The sequence below is a fragment of the Sinimarinibacterium arenosum genome, assembly GCF_005047655.1.
Taxonomy (GTDB): domain Bacteria; phylum Pseudomonadota; class Gammaproteobacteria; order Nevskiales; family Nevskiaceae; genus Solimonas.
Window position 1 is genome coordinate 240,385 of the sequence record NZ_SUKF01000002.1, and the last position, 16,261, is coordinate 256,645.

Annotated in this window: 20 protein-coding genes; 2 read left to right on the forward strand and 18 right to left on the reverse strand. The window is 62.5% G+C overall.

The window, feature by feature from the left end; all coding sequences use genetic code 11:
- Positions 1-142: 142 nt before the first annotated feature.
- Positions 143-1,048 carry a CE1 family esterase gene (locus E4T66_RS04600; protein ID WP_136847730.1) on the forward strand — a complete coding sequence of 302 codons (906 nt, stop codon included), beginning with the start codon at positions 143-145 and terminating at the stop codon, positions 1,046-1,048.
- A complete protein-coding gene (locus E4T66_RS04605) occupies positions 1,045-2,340 on the forward strand; it encodes a hypothetical protein (protein WP_136847731.1) in 1,296 nt (431 codons plus the stop codon). Before E4T66_RS04600 ends, E4T66_RS04605 begins: the two co-directional genes overlap by 4 nt.
- Here E4T66_RS04605 and E4T66_RS04610 read toward each other — a convergent pair.
- The 18 genes from E4T66_RS04610 to E4T66_RS04685 form a co-directional block, all read right to left on the reverse strand.
- Positions 2,321-2,782, reverse strand: a complete 462-nt coding sequence (locus E4T66_RS04610) for an OsmC family protein (RefSeq protein ID WP_136847732.1) — start codon at positions 2,780-2,782, stop codon at positions 2,321-2,323. The two genes, E4T66_RS04605 and E4T66_RS04610, sit on opposite strands and share 20 nt — an antisense overlap.
- A 170-nt stretch (positions 2,783-2,952) precedes the next feature.
- Positions 2,953-3,429, reverse strand: coding sequence for a thioredoxin TrxC (gene trxC, locus E4T66_RS04615; protein ID WP_136847733.1), 477 nt, complete (start codon positions 3,427-3,429; stop codon positions 2,953-2,955).
- Positions 3,430-3,467: 38 nt separating this feature from the next.
- Positions 3,468-4,133 carry a sulfite exporter TauE/SafE family protein gene (locus tag E4T66_RS04620; protein ID WP_136847734.1) on the reverse strand — a complete coding sequence of 222 codons (666 nt, stop codon included), beginning with the start codon at positions 4,131-4,133 and terminating at the stop codon, positions 3,468-3,470.
- 10 nt (positions 4,134-4,143) lie between these two features.
- Entirely contained in the window at positions 4,144-4,599 is a 456-nt protein-coding gene (locus tag E4T66_RS04625) for a hypothetical protein (RefSeq protein ID WP_136847735.1), read from the reverse strand.
- 10 nt (positions 4,600-4,609) lie between these two features.
- Positions 4,610-4,936, reverse strand: a complete 327-nt coding sequence (locus tag E4T66_RS04630) for a TraR/DksA family transcriptional regulator (RefSeq protein WP_136847736.1) — start codon at positions 4,934-4,936, stop codon at positions 4,610-4,612.
- 118 nt (positions 4,937-5,054) lie between these two features.
- Positions 5,055-5,195, reverse strand: coding sequence for a cbb3-type cytochrome oxidase assembly protein CcoS (ccoS, locus tag E4T66_RS04635; protein WP_136847737.1), 141 nt, complete (start codon positions 5,193-5,195; stop codon positions 5,055-5,057).
- The gene (locus tag E4T66_RS04640) at positions 5,195-7,429 is read right to left on the reverse strand and encodes a heavy metal translocating P-type ATPase (protein ID WP_136847738.1); all 2,235 of its coding nucleotides are present in this window, start codon (positions 7,427-7,429) and stop codon (positions 5,195-5,197) included. The genes ccoS and E4T66_RS04640 overlap by 1 nt, the downstream gene beginning before the upstream one ends.
- 25 nt (positions 7,430-7,454) lie before the next feature.
- On the reverse strand, positions 7,455-7,619 hold the full coding sequence (locus E4T66_RS21280; protein ID WP_169577474.1) for a hypothetical protein: 165 nt from the start codon (positions 7,617-7,619) through the stop codon (positions 7,455-7,457).
- Positions 7,609-9,033: a cytochrome c oxidase accessory protein CcoG gene (gene ccoG / locus E4T66_RS04645; protein ID WP_136847739.1), complete on the reverse strand. Its 1,425-nt coding sequence runs from the start codon at positions 9,031-9,033 to the stop codon at positions 7,609-7,611. The genes E4T66_RS21280 and ccoG overlap by 11 nt, the downstream gene beginning before the upstream one ends.
- Before the next feature lie 30 nt (positions 9,034-9,063).
- Positions 9,064-9,375, reverse strand: coding sequence for a hypothetical protein (locus tag E4T66_RS04650; protein WP_136847740.1), 312 nt, complete (start codon positions 9,373-9,375; stop codon positions 9,064-9,066).
- Between the two features lie 10 nt (positions 9,376-9,385).
- Positions 9,386-10,264, reverse strand: a complete 879-nt coding sequence (gene ccoP / locus E4T66_RS04655) for a cytochrome-c oxidase, cbb3-type subunit III (protein ID WP_136847741.1) — start codon at positions 10,262-10,264, stop codon at positions 9,386-9,388.
- Positions 10,261-10,401, reverse strand: coding sequence for a hypothetical protein (locus tag E4T66_RS21285; protein WP_169577475.1), 141 nt, complete (start codon positions 10,399-10,401; stop codon positions 10,261-10,263). Before E4T66_RS21285 ends, ccoP begins: the two co-directional genes overlap by 4 nt.
- The gene (locus tag E4T66_RS04660) at positions 10,398-10,589 is read right to left on the reverse strand and encodes a cbb3-type cytochrome oxidase subunit 3 (protein ID WP_136847742.1); all 192 of its coding nucleotides are present in this window, start codon (positions 10,587-10,589) and stop codon (positions 10,398-10,400) included. The genes E4T66_RS21285 and E4T66_RS04660 overlap by 4 nt, the downstream gene beginning before the upstream one ends.
- Positions 10,586-11,227: a cytochrome-c oxidase, cbb3-type subunit II gene (gene ccoO, locus E4T66_RS04665; RefSeq protein ID WP_136847743.1), complete on the reverse strand. Its 642-nt coding sequence runs from the start codon at positions 11,225-11,227 to the stop codon at positions 10,586-10,588. Before ccoO ends, E4T66_RS04660 begins: the two co-directional genes overlap by 4 nt.
- The gene (ccoN, locus tag E4T66_RS04670; RefSeq protein ID WP_136847744.1) at positions 11,224-12,675 is read right to left on the reverse strand and encodes a cytochrome-c oxidase, cbb3-type subunit I; all 1,452 of its coding nucleotides are present in this window, start codon (positions 12,673-12,675) and stop codon (positions 11,224-11,226) included. The genes ccoO and ccoN overlap by 4 nt, the downstream gene beginning before the upstream one ends.
- A gap of 103 nt (positions 12,676-12,778) precedes the next feature.
- Positions 12,779-13,690 (reverse strand): ribose-phosphate diphosphokinase, encoded by a 912-nt coding sequence (locus tag E4T66_RS04675; RefSeq protein ID WP_211242765.1) that lies wholly within the window; start codon positions 13,688-13,690, stop codon positions 12,779-12,781.
- Positions 13,672-15,183, reverse strand: coding sequence for a thymidine phosphorylase family protein (locus E4T66_RS04680; RefSeq protein ID WP_136847745.1), 1,512 nt, complete (start codon positions 15,181-15,183; stop codon positions 13,672-13,674). Before E4T66_RS04680 ends, E4T66_RS04675 begins: the two co-directional genes overlap by 19 nt.
- Positions 15,184-15,335: 152 nt before the next feature.
- Positions 15,336-16,154 (reverse strand): GGDEF domain-containing protein, encoded by an 819-nt coding sequence (locus E4T66_RS04685; RefSeq protein ID WP_136847746.1) that lies wholly within the window; start codon positions 16,152-16,154, stop codon positions 15,336-15,338.
- Positions 16,155-16,261 lie beyond the last annotated feature (107 nt).

Sequence of the window (16,261 nt, forward strand, 5' to 3'; positions counted from 1 at the left end):
AGGCATCGACTGTTACTCGTTTTGCTCGCTGCCAGTACAGAGTTTTCCGACATTCCTTGTCGTCATTCTGCGACGAGGTCATCAACGTGCGACATGCGTCGCTCGCGTATCGTCATCCCTAAGCTTGTGTCGGAAACGCCCGATGACGCTTCGCCGGATCGTATGGATGGTTTGCGCAGTGATCAGCTGCGCGCACCTGACGCTGGCGTGGGCATACGACGTCGCGGCAGTCGAGAACGTCTCCTCCCTGCGTGAGGAATTCAGCGTTGACGGACGCCAGCGCGAGGTTCTGTATCTCTACCCCACCGTAGCATCCGGCAGCAAGCCGCCGCCGGCGATCGTGCTGCTGCACTATCTCAACGGCACGCCGGCACCGATGGCCGACCTCACCGGCGTCGCCCGACTGGTGCGCGACTACGGCGTCTGGGTCGTGCTGCCGCAGGCGCTCAGTGGCAAGTGGAACGCGAGCTCCACTTACGTCAAGTACGTCAACGACGTGCGTTACCTGGATGAAGTCATCGCGCACGCCAAGGCACGGGGCGTCGACGCCCGCCGCATCTACATGGGTGGCTACTCCGGCGGCGCGTTCATGACTGCGCTGTACGCCTGCCGCCGGCCGCAACTGATTGCCGCCGGCCTGATGGTCGGCGGTTCCTTGTATCACCTGGACGCCGACTTGTGCGATCCGACCCTGGGCACGCCGATGCTGATGATCAACGGCACCGACGATCCGCTGACAGCATACGGCGGCAATCTGCTGCTGCAGTCGGTGCAGGACACCGCCGCATTCTGGGCCCGATCCAACGGCTGTGGCGGATTCAGCGGCACCGAACTGCCGGACATCATCGACGATGGCACTCGGGTTCATTTGCGCGCTTACCCCAACTGCACGCAAGGCCAGGCTGTCGAGCTGTATACCGTCAGCGGGGGTGGGCACACTTGGCCAGGCGCGGTGGATTTCAGCCCGAGTCTTGGCGTGACCTCGCATGACATCAATGCGACCTCCCTGATGTGGGCATTCTTCCAGCGTTTCTCGCGCCAGCCATGAACGTTTTTGCCACGCTGCCACGCATTGCTGTGTTCGTGTGGGCCCTGATCGCCGTCGCCAGCGCCGCTGCTGCTGTACCGATTCCGGCGGCACCCGCAGCCGAAGTGCTGGTCAACACCGAAACGACCAGTGCACAACAGAATCCGGCGCTGGCCTGCAACACGTCGGGCACCTGCATCGTGGCGTGGGAAAGCTTCGGCCAGGACGGTAGCCTGAGCGGCATCTACGCGCAGCGTTACTCGAGCGACGGCAGTCCGCTCGGCGATGAATTCCAGGTCAACAGTCACACGAAGAATCATCAGTTCGCCGCCGAAGTGGCGATCGCCGCCGACGGCAGCTTCGTGATCGGCTGGGCCAGCAATGCGCAGAACGGTCCGGGGATCGGGCTGTATGCGCAGCGATATACAGCCAATGGCAGCCCAGACGGCGGTGAGTTCCTGCTCAACACCGACGGCCGCGACCTTGCCCCGCGGATGGCGCTCGGGATCGATGGCGACAATCGCCTGCTTGCCGTCTGGACCGAGACAATTCCGATCATCGTCGGCAGCGGCAAGATCTCATCCATCATCGCTCAGCGCTATCTGGGCGACGGCCGTGCCGAAGGCCGGCAAAGAACGCTGGGTCAGTCGCTTTTGAAGAACATCCGCCGGCCATCGCTGGTCGTCTCGCGGGACGGCAGTTTCGTTCTGGTCGTGCACAACGACACGCCATCCGGCCTGATCTTTGGCGACGTCGCCATCGGCCGTGGAATCTATGCGCGGCGCTACGCGGCAGATTTCCGCAAGCTCGATCTGCTGCCGTTGCGGATCGATTCAGGCGGCGGCGAGCTGCTGCCAGATACTCCGGACGCTGATGAACTGGCTAACGGCGGCTTCGTCATCGCCTGGCATCAACGGCACGGCGACGACCTGCGCCACGCCGGCGTGGTTGCTCGTGCATACGACGCCAGCGGCCGCCCCTACTCCGACGCGGTCCTGGTCGACGACCAGTCGATGCAACGCGACGCCAGCGTCGCTGGGACGGTGGATGGCGGATTTGCCGTCGCCGCCCAAGGCCGGGGAATCAGCCTGCGTTTCTGCTCGGCCGATGGCCGATCAATGTCCACGGTGATCCGCATTGACGGCAGTGCGAGCGACTACACCGAACTGCGTCCACGGCTCCGCGCATCAGGTAACAGCGTGCTCGCAGTGTGGCAAAGTTTGACCCGTCTCGGCGACGGTCAGCGTGACATCATGGCCCGCCGCCAGACATGCAGCGGAGGAGGATGCGCCCTTATTCCGCAAGGCGGCTGAGAATGCGGATTTCCGAAGTCAGGGTGCGATGGACCGGACACTTGTTGGCGATCGCCAGCAACTGTTCGCGCTGTTCGTCGCTCAGATCTCCTTCAAGCGTGATCACCCGCTCGATCTGATCGAGCTGACCTTCACGCGCGTGACATTCGGCGCAGTCCTGCGCGTGAATCTTTCTGTGACGCAAATCGACGGCAACGCGCGTTAGCGGCATCTGTTTGCGATCGGCATACATGCGCAAGGTCATGCTGGTACAGGCTCCCAGCGCCGCCAGCAGAAATTCATAGGGGTTCGGCCCGCTGTTTTCGCCCCCGAGATCGACTGGCTCATCCGCCTGACTCAGATGCTGCCCCATGCGCACGTGCTGGCGATATTTGCCAACCGGAGCTTCAATCACCTGGACCTGCTCGTGCGGCAGTGGTGGCGGGATTTCGGTTAGCGGCATGCAGGCTCCAAGGCGTTGGTTCGGTTGCAAAGCGGCAAAGCGTAGCGTGCGGGCGTCAGGCTTGCAGCGCCGCCACACGTTTCGATCGTCCTGCGTGCAGGATCGCACAGTCAGCCCCTGCCGGACTCGCCAGGATTTGGCCCGCCGAGCGCCGCCGGCGGGCGCCAGGTTCAGCGCCCCGTGGGCCGAGCGCCCAGACCGGCAGTCTGGCGCTGCACCCAGTCGATCAGTCCATTCAGACTCATGGCTCCGCTGATGCGGGCCAGTTCCTGTCCCCGATGGAACAGCACCAGCGTCGGAATGCTGCGGATGGCGTAGTTGGCCGCAATCGCAGTGTTGGCATCGGTTTCCAGTTTGCCGAAGCGCACCCGGGGCTCCATCGCCGCGGCCGCCCGTTCAAACACCGGTGCCATCGCGGTACACGGACCGCACCACGATGCCCAGAAGTCGACCACAACGGGCAAATCGCTGCGCAAGACCTGAGTGTCGAAATTTCCGCCATGCAGGGTGATCGGATGCCCGGAGAACAAAGCCTGGTGACAGCGCCCACAGGCCGGCTTCTGGTCGAGGCGCAGGCGCGGCACTCGATTGATCGAATCACACTGCGGACAGACCACATGAATCCCGGCGTCCGTCGATTTATTCATTTTCGTTTCGCCCAATGCCACGGCGTTCCTCCAAATTCTCAGTACAAATGGCACCAGGCGGAAAAGGCCGCCGGATGCCACAACGCCAACCACGCACTCGTCACGCCCATCGCCACCAGGACGACTGCGCCGGTGCGGCGCATGGCCTGCAGACCACCGGCGTAGGCCACCAAAGCGCCACTGCCACCGAGGACCGGCAATGAACCCAGTCCAAATGCCGCCAGCAAGGCGGCGCCAAATACGGCGCTGCCGGACAAGGCTGCCAGCCCCAGGACCGAATACAACACGCCACAGGGCATGGCCGCCCACGCCACGCCCTGCATGAAAAGACGCAGGCTGGCCGGCAACGACTGCCATCGCCCTGGAGTCACCGGAGGATGGCAACCACCACGGCGACGCTGTGGGCGCCGGTATTGATGCACGCCGACGCCGACCAGCAGCACCGCAGCGGCCAGCTGAATCCAGCGACCCCAGTCAGCCTGCGGCAGATCGCTCAACAGCAACTGCCCCAATGCCCCGGCAACCGCGCCGAATCCGGCATAGCCCACCACCCGACCGCAATGCAGCAAGGCTGCTGCACGCGCCAGCGGTACCCGTCCGCGGGTCTGCAACTGCGATACCTGGAACGCACCACACATCAAGCCGCAATGCGGACTGGCAGCGAGGCCGGCGGCGAACAGTGCGGGAATGCTGAGTTCGATCATCGGATCCGCATCAGACGTCCTGCAACTGCGCGACGTTGCGCGCCTTCAACCGCTCATCGCCGCGTTCCTGATCGAGCAAGCTGCGAAACAGCTCGCACACCTGGTCCGACTGACACGTGGCCGTGACGGCTTCGAGTAACTGCACCAGGTAATCGTCAAAAGCTTCGGACAGCACCAGCGCATCATCCAGTGTCAGCGCGTCCTTTAGCTGCGGCAGCCGCAATGGGATCGCCTCCAGCTGGGGCAGATACTGCAGCCACTCCTGCATCAGCTTCGAGTTTTCGGGCGCCCGCTCGAAGGCCCGAACGGACTCGGCGATACGCCGCTCGTGCTCGGCAAGCCATTGCAGCAGCCACTCCACCTTGGTCTCGTCCGCCTCGCCCGCCATCGCCTCAAACTGCTTTGAAGCACGCTGGTGGAACGTGCGGATGAACTCCAGAATTTCACCGACGTTGCGAATACTCACGGCAGCAAGCTCAGGCCGCCTCGGCGCAAGCGGTGCAGGCCGTCGCCTGCGGGAGCAGCGCCAACCTCCGCATGTCGATCGGCTCACCGCAGACCTCGCAGATGCCATAGGCCCCGCTTTCAGCACGTTGAATCGCGTGCTCGAACTGCCGCAACTGCTCAGCCGTGGACGGCTCCAGTCGATCCAGCACTTCATCGTTTTCACGCTGCTGCGCTTGATCGGCAAAATCCGGAGACACCGGGCCGTCAGCCTGCGTACGGTCACGGTGGATGCGGTCGAGTCGCTCAGCAAGTTCAGCTCGGCGAGCATGCAGTAAATCCAGCGTATCAGTGTCCATCTAGTCGCGCCCTCTGGGATGTCTTTATGTGGACATCAGTGTGAGGGGACGGCTGGAATCAGCCATTGATCCACGTCAAATCAGTGACGCCACAAGCCTTGCTCGTGCCTTGACGCACTCAAGGCTCATCGTCCGGCATGCGCCGGCCGATCGATTCAAGATCGTCGTACTGCCCCGACTTGACCGCCCAGATCAGCACGCCTGCTGCAATAGCGACCAGGGTGACGCCCAGGGGGATCAACACAAACAGGATTTCCATCAGGCACACACCTCGGTGAGGGGGCTTTCGCCGGAATGCGACACACTGCCAAGTACACGGTCAGCCGCCCCCAGACGCAGCGCATTGCCCACGACCAGCAGCGACGACAGCGACATGCCAAGCGCCGCCATCCAGGGCAACAGCACGCCACCCAGGGCCAGCGGCAGCACCGCCAGGTTGTAGATCACCGCCCATGCAATGTTCTGACGAACGCGACGATCAGCCAAAGTGGCGATGCGTCGGGCCGGCGCCAGTGCCGCCAGCGAATCGCCCACCAGCAACAGGTCGGCTCGGGACTGCGTCAGTGCCGCGCCACGCGGCATCGCGCAGGAGACATCTGCAGCAGCCAGGAACGGCGCGTCATTGATGCCATCTCCGACCGCGAGGACGACATGACCTTGCGACTGCAGTTCACGCAACCGTGCCAGCTTCTGCTCCGGCGTCTGCCGCGCGCGCACGCGCTCGATGCCGAGCTGCCGCGCCAGGTCCTGCGCCGGCGCGTCGGCGTCACCGGTCAGCAATTCGATCGCAATCCCCTGCGCACGCAACGCGTCCAGCGTCGCCTCCGCATCGGGGCGGATCGTCGACGACAGTCTGAACGTCGCAAGACACTGTTCACCGCGATGCAACGCAACCAGCGTACTGCCGTCCTGAGCCTCCGGCGCCGACGCAGCCAACGCGCCCAGCCGATAGTCCTGCCCGTCGATGCGCCCCTTCACGCCACGACCCACTTCCTGGATCTGCTCCAGCGCGAACAGCCGGCTGGGAACGGCAGAAAATGCACGCGCGATCGGATGCGTCAATCCGCGTTCCAAGGCTGCCGCCAGCGCAAGGCAGGTGTCACGCTCGACATCCGCCTGTACCGTGACTTCGGAGATCGACAGCTCGCCCATCGTCAATGTGCCGGTCTTGTCGAACAGCACGGTGTCGACTGCAGGCAATCGCGCCAGTACTTGCGGTCGTGCCGCCAGGACTCCGATCGCCGCCAGGCGCGATCCTGCTGCGGCAATTGCCGCCGGGACCGCCAATGAGAGTGCACACGGACAACTGGCGACCAGTACCGCCAATGCCACGGACAGCGCGTGATCGATCCCGGCATGCCACCACAGCGCAGCACCGGCCGACGCCAGCACCAGCACGGCCAGAATGAATACACCGGCAAGACGGTCGGCCAGAATCTGGAACCGCGGCCGTTCAGTCTGCGCACGCTGCAACAGATGAGTGATCTGCGCCAGCCACGTTGCCGCACCGACACCTTCGGCCGTCAAACGCAGCGGGCTCTGGCCCAGATTCAGGCTGCCAGCAAGCAACCGCTCCCCTGCATGATGCACGACCGCCCGCGATTCTCCGGTCAGCAACGCCTCATCGAGCTCGGCCGCAGTGTCCAACAGCACGCCGTCAACCGGTACCGATTCTCCCGGCCCCACCACGATGCGCTCACCCGCCTGCAGCACACTGATCGGCACGGTCTCAATGCCCGCGGCGGTCTCGCGCTGGGCTGTCAGCTGCCGACTGCCAGCCAGACGCCGAAGGCGTTCGCCTGCCAGCGCTCGCGTGCGGCTTTCAAGAAAGCGACCGATCAGCAAGAACATCACGAACATCGTCGCGGTATCGAAATAGGTTTCACCGCTACCCGCAAGCGTGCGCCAGACCGACGCGCCGTAAGCGATCAAGATCGACAACGCCACCGGCACATCCATATTCAGACTGCGCGCCGAAATCGCATGCCAGGCACCACGCAGGAAAGGCCTTCCCGCATAGAAAACCGCCGGCGTTGCGACGACCCATTGCGACCAGCGCAGCAATTGATCAATGCGCGGGTCAATCACGCCGCCATCGGTGTAGCTGGGCCATGCCAGCATCATCACCTGCATTGCACACAATACGGCAACACCGATGCGCGCAAGTGCATCGCGACGCTCGCCGACCATGGCGTTGAGGCCTCGGTCCTGCGCCAGCACCTGCGGCTTGAATCCGGCCCGATCCAGCCGCTCGAGCACCGATGACAGTTGCGTCTGATCCGGATCGAAACGGAACTCCAGCGTTCGGCTGGTCAGACTGATGCGCGGATCGGCGCAGTCTTCGGCCAGCAGCTTGCGAATACGCCCGACACAAGCCGCGCAGTGCATGCCGTCGACACCGATCAAGACCTCTCGGCGCCCACCAGCGACTGGCGCACTGACGGTGTCACGCAGCTCGTCACCGTCATAGACGGCATAGGCAGAGGCAGTCATGGGCAGATCGGATGACGCATGGGCTTCAACGCCCGATGATGTGCTCGGCACCCGGCACCGGGGTGAAGCCCTGTTGCACCGCCAGCACCGTGGTCACGGCACCGGCAATCAGTACGGCCAGCGGCAAACCGATCAACAGCAACAGCTCAACGACCGGTTTCGATTTCAGAACGGATTTATCAGTGCTCATTGTCATGCTCCGAGTCGTGACGCTCACTGGGCGCAAGGAAGGTTGCAACGTGATCATCGTGATGAGCGTCGGCATCTACAGCCTGCACCGTGAACTTCAGCTTCGACACACCCGGATGCGGATCGTCTGCGCGTGCGGTAATGGTGACCGATTCATGCGCGCCGGCAGCCGCGTCGAATTCCGAGGGGTCGAGTGACACATCCAGATCGTCGTCTTCGCCGTGCTGGTTGACGAAGACGGCACTCAATCGGTAGCGATGCGGCTGGTCGCTCTTGTTGGACAGCTTGATCTGGTAGACGTTTTCCACGCCACCATCAACCATTTCGCGATACAGCTGCTTGCGGTCACGTACGACGTCAAAGCTGATCGGACTGCGGAAAAGCACCAGTACACCGAATCCGGCACAGACCAGCAGCCAGATCACGCCATAGCCGATGGCGCGCGGGCGGAAGATATGGAAGTGCCCGGTTTCGTCGTGATGATCGCTGGTATAGCGAATCAATCCACGCGGCTTGTTGACCGAATCCATGACGTCATTGCACGCATCGACGCAGGCCGCACAGGCGATGCACTCGTACTGCAGGCCATTTCGGATATCGATGCCAACGGGGCAGACCTGCACGCAGATCGAGCAGTCAATGCAGTCACCGGCAGCCTTGCCCTCTTTCTTCGCAGCGCTCTTGCGCGGCTCGCCGCGCTTTTCATCGTAGGCGATGATCAGCGTGTCCTTGTCGAACATTGCCGACTGGAAGCGCGCGTAAGGGCACATGTACTTGCACACCTGCTCCCTGAGAAAGCCGGCATTGCCCCAGGTCGCGAAGCCATAGAACACGCTCCAGAACAGCGCCCATCCGGCAAGATTGAAATGCAGCGCATCTGCGAACAATTGTGGAGCGGGCACGAAATACGCGACAAAGGTCAGACCGGTATACAGTGCGAACATACCCCACAGCAGATGCTTGGCACTCTTGCGCAGGATCTTCTGTGCACTCCAGGGTGCGCGGTCGAGCTTGATGCGCGCGTAGCGGTCGCCTTCGGTGTAACGCTCGATCCACATGAACGCTTCTGTCCACACGGTCTGCGGGCACGCATACCCGCACCACAGGCGGCCTCCCACCGTTGTAAAGAAGAACAGCGTGAACGCCGCCATCGCCAGCATCGCGGTGAGCAGGTAGAAGTCCTGCGGCACCAAGGTCAAGCCGAAAACGTGAAAGCGTCGGTGCGGCAGGTCGAACAGCACGAACGGGGTACCGTTCCAGCTCAGCCAGGGCGTGACGTAGTAAAAGCCCAGCAACGCGAACATCGCGATGTTGCGCAGTCGCGCGTAGCGTCCACGGACCTCACGCGCGTAAATCTTGGCAGCCGACTGATAGAAAGTGACGGTCTGCTCGGGAGTCGAAACGGGCTTGTTCATGCGCCTGCCGAATGCCTTGTATAAGTGCCGTCAGTGACGACGGCGTGGAGGATCAAAAGCACCGGGCGACGGTTGAGCCAGCATCGCGGCTGAGAGCGCTGGCACAGCGGCCAGCGCCCACAACACGATGAACACGCTGGCGAGACGACCGAATTCGATCGTCTCGTCGTCGTGAGGTATTGCCAGCAGCCACGCAGCCAGCAACACCACGGCGCCGAGAAACGACGACCAACCGGTGATTGCCAGCATGCGCAGCCCTGGTCGCGCGCCCAGTGCCCGCTCGCGGGCGGCGCGAAGAATCGCGTCAGCCGCATCGAACTGCGGGTCATTTATCTCCTTCATGTCGTCCGGCCTAGTTCTGCGACAGGCTGTAGACGTATGCAGCAACCACTTTGATTTCATCTGCGGACAACAGCGGCTGATGCGGCGGCATCTTGCCCTGGCGTCCCTTCATCAGCGTTTCGCGGATGCGATCCGTGCTACCGCCATAGAGCCAGATGTTGTCGGTCAGATTCGGCGCGCCGAGAATCGGATTGCCGGTCCCGGTCGGGCCGTGACAGGCCATGCAGGTGATGTTGAATTGCGCCATACCCTTTTCGCGGATCGCCGGATCCAGCTTGGGATCGTTCCAGTGCGCAACCGTCTGCACCACTGCATCAAGCGTCGCCTTGTCCATCGACGGCCCCAGTGCCGGCATCATGCCGTTGCGGCCGTTGGTGATGGTTGCGACGATCGTTTCCGGCGTGCCGCCATACAACCAGTCATGGTCAGTCAGGTTTGGAAAGCCCACCGCGCCCTTGGCATCTGCACCATGGCATCCGGCACAATTGTTGAGGAACACGTCGCGGCCCAGCGACAAGGCCGCTGCGTTCTTCGACAAGGCGCCCGGATCCTGATCACGGAACTGCGAAAACAGTGCCTCGCGCTTGGCTTCGACAACCTGAAGCCGCTCGGCGAGCTGCTTGTTGGAGGTCCAGCCCAGTGTGCCTGCGAAATTTCCCAGTCCCGGATAGAACGCCAGATAGATCGCGGCGAAAATCACGGTGAGCACAAACAGATTCAGCCACCAGCGCGGCAGGGGATTGTTGTTTTCACGCAGATCATCGTCCCAGACGTGGCCGGTATCCTCGGTGCTCATCTTGCCCCTGGCATTGGAAAACAGCAGCCATAGCGAGCCAAGCATCGAACCGACCGAGATGACAATAATGAACAGACTCCAGAAGGTACTCATCGACCATTCTCCTTCGGTCCGGCATGACGGGAACCTTTCTCAGGCTGTGTATCGTCCACCAGCCACCAGTAGCCCAGCAGCGTGAACACCACCGCCGAGGCAATGAACCAATGCCAGTACATTTCCAGAACGTTCATCGCTGATTCTCCGAGTTGCAGCCACCGCAGCACTCACCGCCATCCGTGCAGTTGCTGCGCTTGGCGTCCTCTTCCAGCGGCAGCTGCGCGGCATCCGCGAACCGCTCCTTGTTACGCGACGAGTATGCCCACCAAGTGATGCAGAGAAAGCCCGTCATCAGGACGATGATCAGTATTCCGCTGATCATGACGCACCTCCTGCGGCCGGTGCTGTGGCGTCAGCCTGGGCGGCCGCCGGCGCCTTCAGCGACTGCAGGAAGGCAATCAATGCATCCATCTTGGTCTTGCCGGCAACAGCAGCAGCAGCCCCTTCGATCTCGTCGTCGGGGAATGGCACGCCGACCCGCTTGAGCGCGACCATTTCGGCCCTGACTTCGTCGCCATCAAGCATCTGCTCGGCCAGCCACGGATAGCTCGGCATGTTCGACTCAGGAACCACGTCGCGCGGGTTCATCAGATGGGTGATATGCCAGTCGTCGCTGTAACGCCCACCGACTCGCGCCAGATCCGGACCGGTACGCTTGGAGCCCCACTGGAACGGGTGATCCCACACCGACTCACCGGCGGTCGATCGCGGACCATAGCGCAGGACTTCCTCATGCAACCCGCGCACCATCTGCGAGTGGCAGTTGTAGCAGCCCTCGTGGACGTAGACGTCACGCCCCGCGACCTGCAGTGCAGTTCGCATCGGCAGTCCCGGGGCCGGCTGGGTCACGGAACTCTGGAACATCAGCGGAACGATTTCGACCAGGCCTCCAAAGGAGATGGCAACGACAATCAGGACTCCGAGCCAGACAACGTTCTTCTCGATAAATTCGTGATTCATGCCAAGGCTCCCTTGCTGCTTGCGCGCACCGGTTCAGCGCCAGGTGTGCTGATCGTCTTGTAGACGTTCCAAGCCATTATCAGCATGCCGGACAGGAAGGTCAGACCGCCGAGCAGACGCACGCCGTAGTACGGATAGGTCGCCTTGAGGCTTTCGATGAAGGTGTAGGTCAAGGTGCCGTCGTCCTCCACCGCGCGCCACATCAGACCCTGCATGACACCGGCGATCCACATCGCGGTGATGTACAGCACCGTGCCGATGGTCGACAGCCAGAAGTGCAGGTTGATCGCGGGAATGCTGTACATCTTCGGTCGGTTCCACAGGCGTGGAACCAGCACGTAGATCGAGCCAATCGAGATCATTGCGACCCAGCCCAGAGCACCGGAATGCACATGACCAATGGTCCAATCGGTGTAGTGCGACAGCGCATTGACCGTCTTGATCGACATCATCGGACCTTCGAAGGTCGACATGCCGTAGAAGGACAACGACACAATCATGAACTTCAGGATGGGATCGTCGCGCAGCTTATGCCACGCACCCGACAAGGTCATGATGCCGTTGATCATGCCGCCCCAGGACGGTGCCAGCAGGATCAGCGAGAACGCCATGCCGATGGACTGCACCCAGTCCGGCAGCGCGGTGTAGTGCAGATGGTGCGGGCCGGCCCACATGTAGATCGAAATCAGTGCCCAGAAATGCACCACCGACAGCCGATAGCTGTAGATCGGGCGTCCGGCCTGCTTCGGCACGAAGTAGTACATCATGCCGAGGAAGCCTGCAGTCAGGAAGAAGCCAACCGCGTTGTGGCCGTACCACCACTGAACCATCGCGTCGACTGCACCAGAATAGATCGGATATGACTTGGTCAGGCTGACTGGTATCGCCAGACTGTTAACGATGTGCAGCACCGCAATGGCGATGATGTAGGCGCCATAGAACCAGTTGGCTACATAGATATGGCTGACCTTGCGCTTGGCAATCGTGCCGAAGAACACGATGGCGTAGGACACCCACACCACTGCGATCAGGATATCGATCGGCCATTCCAGCTCGGCGTATTCCTTGCTCTGTGTGATTCCCAGCGGCAAGGTGATCGCTGCAGCGACGATAACGGCCTGCCAACCCCAGAAGGTGAAGCTCGCAAGCTTCGGCAGGAACAGTCCGGTGTGGGATGTTCTCTGCACAACCCAGTAAGAGGTCGCAAACAGCGCGCATCCACCGAACGCAAAGATCACCGCATTGGTATGCAGTGGCCGCAAGCGGCTGTAGGTCAGAAACGGAACATCAAAATTCAATGCTGGAAACATCAACTGCGACGCGATAATCACGCCGACCAGCATTCCGACGATCCCCCAAACGACCGTCATTACGGAGAACTGGCGTATCACGGTATCGTGATAGACCGGCGCCGCGACGGTTTTGTGTGCAACAGTGTCCGTGGCCATTGGCACTCCCGAGTCGAACAAGCCCCATTTCGGAGCGGTGCGATTGTCGGGGGACAGGCGTTGACGTCACATTGACTTGCGTCAACGCATTGGCATCAATCTGTTATACGATGGATTTCAGATAGTTACGCAGCGCGTGAGCGATCGGCGCGGCGATGTCCACGGCGTTGCTGGCGTGCTCGATGGTATTTGCGGTTACCAGCCGTTGGGCGCCCGCTTCCGCCAACAAGCGCTCCGCCTCTCCGGCGAACACCGCGTGTACTGCCAGGCACACCGGCGCACCGAAACCCCGTTCGAGCAGCGCGACAACCGTTTTTGACAGCGTATGTCCGGTCGACAGGATGTCGTCGACCAGGACCGGGGTGAGCCCTTGGACCGCTTCAAGCTCCGGAACCTCGATATCGACGTCGACGTCGCCTCGCCGAATCTTGCGCAGCACCACAAACGGCGCCCCGGCCATCTCGGCCACGGCCCCAACCCACTGCATGCTTTCCTCATCAGGCCCGACCAGCAGCGGCTTTTCAACGTTGCGACGGATCCACTCCGCCATTAATGGCACCGCGCTGACCACAGTGCACGGCACGCGATACAGCGCATCAAGCCGGTGATAACGGTGCAGATGCGGGTCAACCGTCACCAGATAGTCGAAATGGGTTGATACCAGGTGCGCGAACGGGCGCGCCGAAACCGCCTCGCCGGTATGGAAACGCTTGTCTTGGCGCATGTAGGCCAGATACGGTGCCAGCAGCCCGATCGAGCGCGCACCCAGCTCACGGGCGGTGAATGCGGCGGACAGCAGCGGAAAAATGATGCTGTCGGGATTCTTCAGGGTGCAGAAGACAACGCAATCGCGGCCCGCGAGCCGCGTGCACATGCGGACCAGCGATTCGCCGTCCGGAAACCGGTGCAATTCAACGGGCACGAGTTCCATATCCATCTGCTGCGCCAATGCCTCGGCAAACGGCGCACGGCCGTCGAATGTCAGCAGCACAGGATTCAGTCGTTCTTCAGACACACGATCTCCGGATGTTCTTCAAGATAGTCCAGCGCAAATGCGATTTCGCCGGCACTGTCGGCATGCAGGGTGAACATCGACTGGCCGACTTCAATGCGGTCGCCCAACCTGACATGCAGATCAACACCTGCCGCAGGGGTCCGCGGCGCGCCGGCAAACTTCGCCACACGTGACAGCTTGCGGCTGTCGATTCCACTGACGAGGCCACCGCGCGACGCGGCAACCGGCCGATGAAAGCGCGACGCCGGCGGCTCGCGCAGCCCACCCTGGGCGGCAGCGATCGCCTGGAATTTTTCCCAGGCAGCACCGCTGTCGAGAAGCTGTGTCGCACGCTCCAGGCCACTGGCACCGCTGGCATCGGGGACAAAATCGAGGATCTCTGCAGCCAGCGTCAGGGATCGTTCACGCAGGTCTGCGGGCGCGCTCGCTGCATTTTGCAATACGGCCAGCACATCGCGCGCCTCCAGCGCAGGACCAATGCCATGGCCGACCGGCTGAGTTCCGTCACTGAGCACTGTGCGCAGGTGCAATCCAAGCTGCTCACCCACGGTCACCAGGCGCTGCGCCAGGGCCTCGGCTGCAGCCCGATCCCTGACCTTGGCAGTCGGGCCGAACGGCAGATCGACCACGATATGCGTCGATCCCGCCGCGAGCTTCTTGGACAGCACACTCGCGACCAGCTGCCCTTCGCTGTCGAAATCCAGCGGCCGCTCGACACGGATCAGAACGTCGTCCGCGGGCGACAGACGCACCGCGCCGCCCCAGACGATGCAGCCGTTTTCGCGTTCGATCACGCGGCGCATCTGCGCCAGACTCAGATCGACCGGCGCCAGGGTTTCCATGGTGTCGGCGGTTCCCGCCGGCGAGGTGATCGCACGCGATGAAGTCTTGGGAATCGTCAGTCCGGCAGCGGCCACGATCGGCACCACGATCAAGGTTGTTCGATTGCCGGGCAAGCCGCCGATGCAGTGCTTGTCGACGATCGGGCTGCGCCCCCAGCTCAAGCGCTCGCCCACCTCGACCATGGCCCGGGTCAGCGCCAGCGTCTCTCCGACGTCAAGACGCGATCCCGAGCAGGCGGTCACGAAGGCGGCCAGCTCCAGCTCTGAATAGCGTCCTGCGGCAACATCCTTCACGATCGCACGGACCTGATCGTCGTCGAGCCGTCGGCCATAGACCTTGGCCCGCAGAAACGACAGCGAATCCAGTGGCTCGGGGTGGCGCAGCTCGGCGGTATCGCCCTCTCCGGCATTCAGCAGGCGCCATGCAACCTCTGACAGCGCTGCCTCATCGGCTGCGAGCCAGTCGGCCGACACGACATTCAAGGTCGCGATGACGCGATGGTGATTGCGCCGGATCTCGATACGCGACTGCGCCTCAAAACCCTCCGAGTGGCATACGGCGCTGTCGACACGCATGAAAATCACCGGGGATTGATAGGTATCGATCCCGGCGCGGCGCAGACGGACCAGTGCGGACGCTCGTTTGGGCATGCGGATAGCGCAGCGAATGAAGGTTCGGTAGTGGACGCGGCCAGACGCTGGCCGTGCCGCCAGACGGACGCCGCGTGCCGGCAACGCCCGATGGCGGGGGCATACGATAGCCGATCCGACGTGATGATCGCGTCCGCTCGACGGCGCAGCCGTCAGCGCAGAGGATCGTACGGCCCGGAATCGTGGTGCAAGGGCAATTCGGTATGCGGCAACTCGTCCTGATGCGTCTCACCCGCCGCGACAACCGCATTCCCTCCTGCACGGATGACCGCGTCCTCGGCGATCTCCAGCAGGGTTTCTGGTGTCAGCACACCGCTGCGCCAGTAGCTGACCACGCCGATCGACGCGGTCACCGCAAAAGCTCGGCCCTGCCCGCCCGCATAGGTTTCCGACTGAATCCGATCACGCATGCGACCGGCAATCATCATCGCGTGATCCAGGGTGGTCTCGCGCAGAATCGCCGCGAAGCGGTCCGAGCTCAGTCGCGCAACGCAATCATCCTCGCGCACCTGCGCGACCAGTCCTACCGCCACCGTCTGCAACACTCGATCAGCGCGCGCACAGCCGTATTGCCCGAGCAGACGCGAAAAGTCGTCGATATCGATCATCAACACGGTCAACGGCCGGCCCTTGCGTCGGGCGGTCGCCAGCTCGTCATGCAGGCGCTCGTGAAAGTAGCCCGCTTCGTGAACGCCAGTCAGGGGATCGAACAGTCCGCCACTGCGCCGGCTCGCGCGCATCCGCTGCACCAGCAGCAACGACAGCGCGGTCACCAACGCCATGTACAGATACAACCCGACGTTGCTAACCAGCTCGGTCGCAGCAGGCGCACCACCGACCACGGCAATCAGCCACCAGCCCGCCGGCACTCCGAGGACAACGGCAAGACCCAGCACCAAACCACCCTCGCGCAAACCTCCGAACGCGCGACTGCGCGCGCCATGCTGCAAGATCTGGCGATACCGTGTCATGCTTGAAGCATGGCAGGCAGCGGATCGCAGCGATAGCCACAGCAGCCGAAAGACGAGGTGCTTCCGTCGAACGGTCGACGATTGACAGGGGTCAACGCAACTACGCC

Bases quoted from the DNA above. Each gene is read 5' to 3' on its own strand.
- E4T66_RS04600 (WP_136847730.1), top strand. From the start codon at position 143: ATGACGCTTCGCCGGATCGTATGGATGGTTTGCGCAGTGATCAGCTGC.
- E4T66_RS04605 (WP_136847731.1), top strand. From the start codon at position 1,045: ATGAACGTTTTTGCCACGCTGCCACGCATTGCTGTGTTCGTGTGGGCC.
- E4T66_RS04610 (WP_136847732.1), bottom strand. From the start codon at position 2,782: ATGCCGCTAACCGAAATCCCGCCACCACTGCCGCACGAGCAGGTCCAG.
- trxC (WP_136847733.1), bottom strand. From the start codon at position 3,429: ATGAATAAATCGACGGACGCCGGGATTCATGTGGTCTGTCCGCAGTGT.
- E4T66_RS04620 (WP_136847734.1), bottom strand. From the start codon at position 4,133: ATGATCGAACTCAGCATTCCCGCACTGTTCGCCGCCGGCCTCGCTGCC.
- E4T66_RS04630 (WP_136847736.1), bottom strand. From the start codon at position 4,936: ATGGACACTGATACGCTGGATTTACTGCATGCTCGCCGAGCTGAACTT.
- ccoS (WP_136847737.1), bottom strand. From the start codon at position 5,195: ATGGAAATCCTGTTTGTGTTGATCCCCCTGGGCGTCACCCTGGTCGCT.
- E4T66_RS04640 (WP_136847738.1), bottom strand. From the start codon at position 7,429: ATGACTGCCTCTGCCTATGCCGTCTATGACGGTGACGAGCTGCGTGAC.
- E4T66_RS21280 (WP_169577474.1), bottom strand. From the start codon at position 7,619: ATGAGCACTGATAAATCCGTTCTGAAATCGAAACCGGTCGTTGAGCTG.
- ccoG (WP_136847739.1), bottom strand. From the start codon at position 9,033: ATGAACAAGCCCGTTTCGACTCCCGAGCAGACCGTCACTTTCTATCAG.
- E4T66_RS04650 (WP_136847740.1), bottom strand. From the start codon at position 9,375: ATGAAGGAGATAAATGACCCGCAGTTCGATGCGGCTGACGCGATTCTT.
- ccoP (WP_136847741.1), bottom strand. From the start codon at position 10,264: ATGAGTACCTTCTGGAGTCTGTTCATTATTGTCATCTCGGTCGGTTCG.
- E4T66_RS21285 (WP_169577475.1), bottom strand. From the start codon at position 10,401: ATGAACGTTCTGGAAATGTACTGGCATTGGTTCATTGCCTCGGCGGTG.
- E4T66_RS04660 (WP_136847742.1), bottom strand. From the start codon at position 10,589: ATGATCAGCGGAATACTGATCATCGTCCTGATGACGGGCTTTCTCTGC.
- ccoO (WP_136847743.1), bottom strand. From the start codon at position 11,227: ATGAATCACGAATTTATCGAGAAGAACGTTGTCTGGCTCGGAGTCCTG.
- ccoN (WP_136847744.1), bottom strand. From the start codon at position 12,675: ATGGCCACGGACACTGTTGCACACAAAACCGTCGCGGCGCCGGTCTAT.
- E4T66_RS04680 (WP_136847745.1), bottom strand. From the start codon at position 15,183: ATGCCCAAACGAGCGTCCGCACTGGTCCGTCTGCGCCGCGCCGGGATC.
- E4T66_RS04685 (WP_136847746.1), bottom strand. From the start codon at position 16,154: ATGACACGGTATCGCCAGATCTTGCAGCATGGCGCGCGCAGTCGCGCG.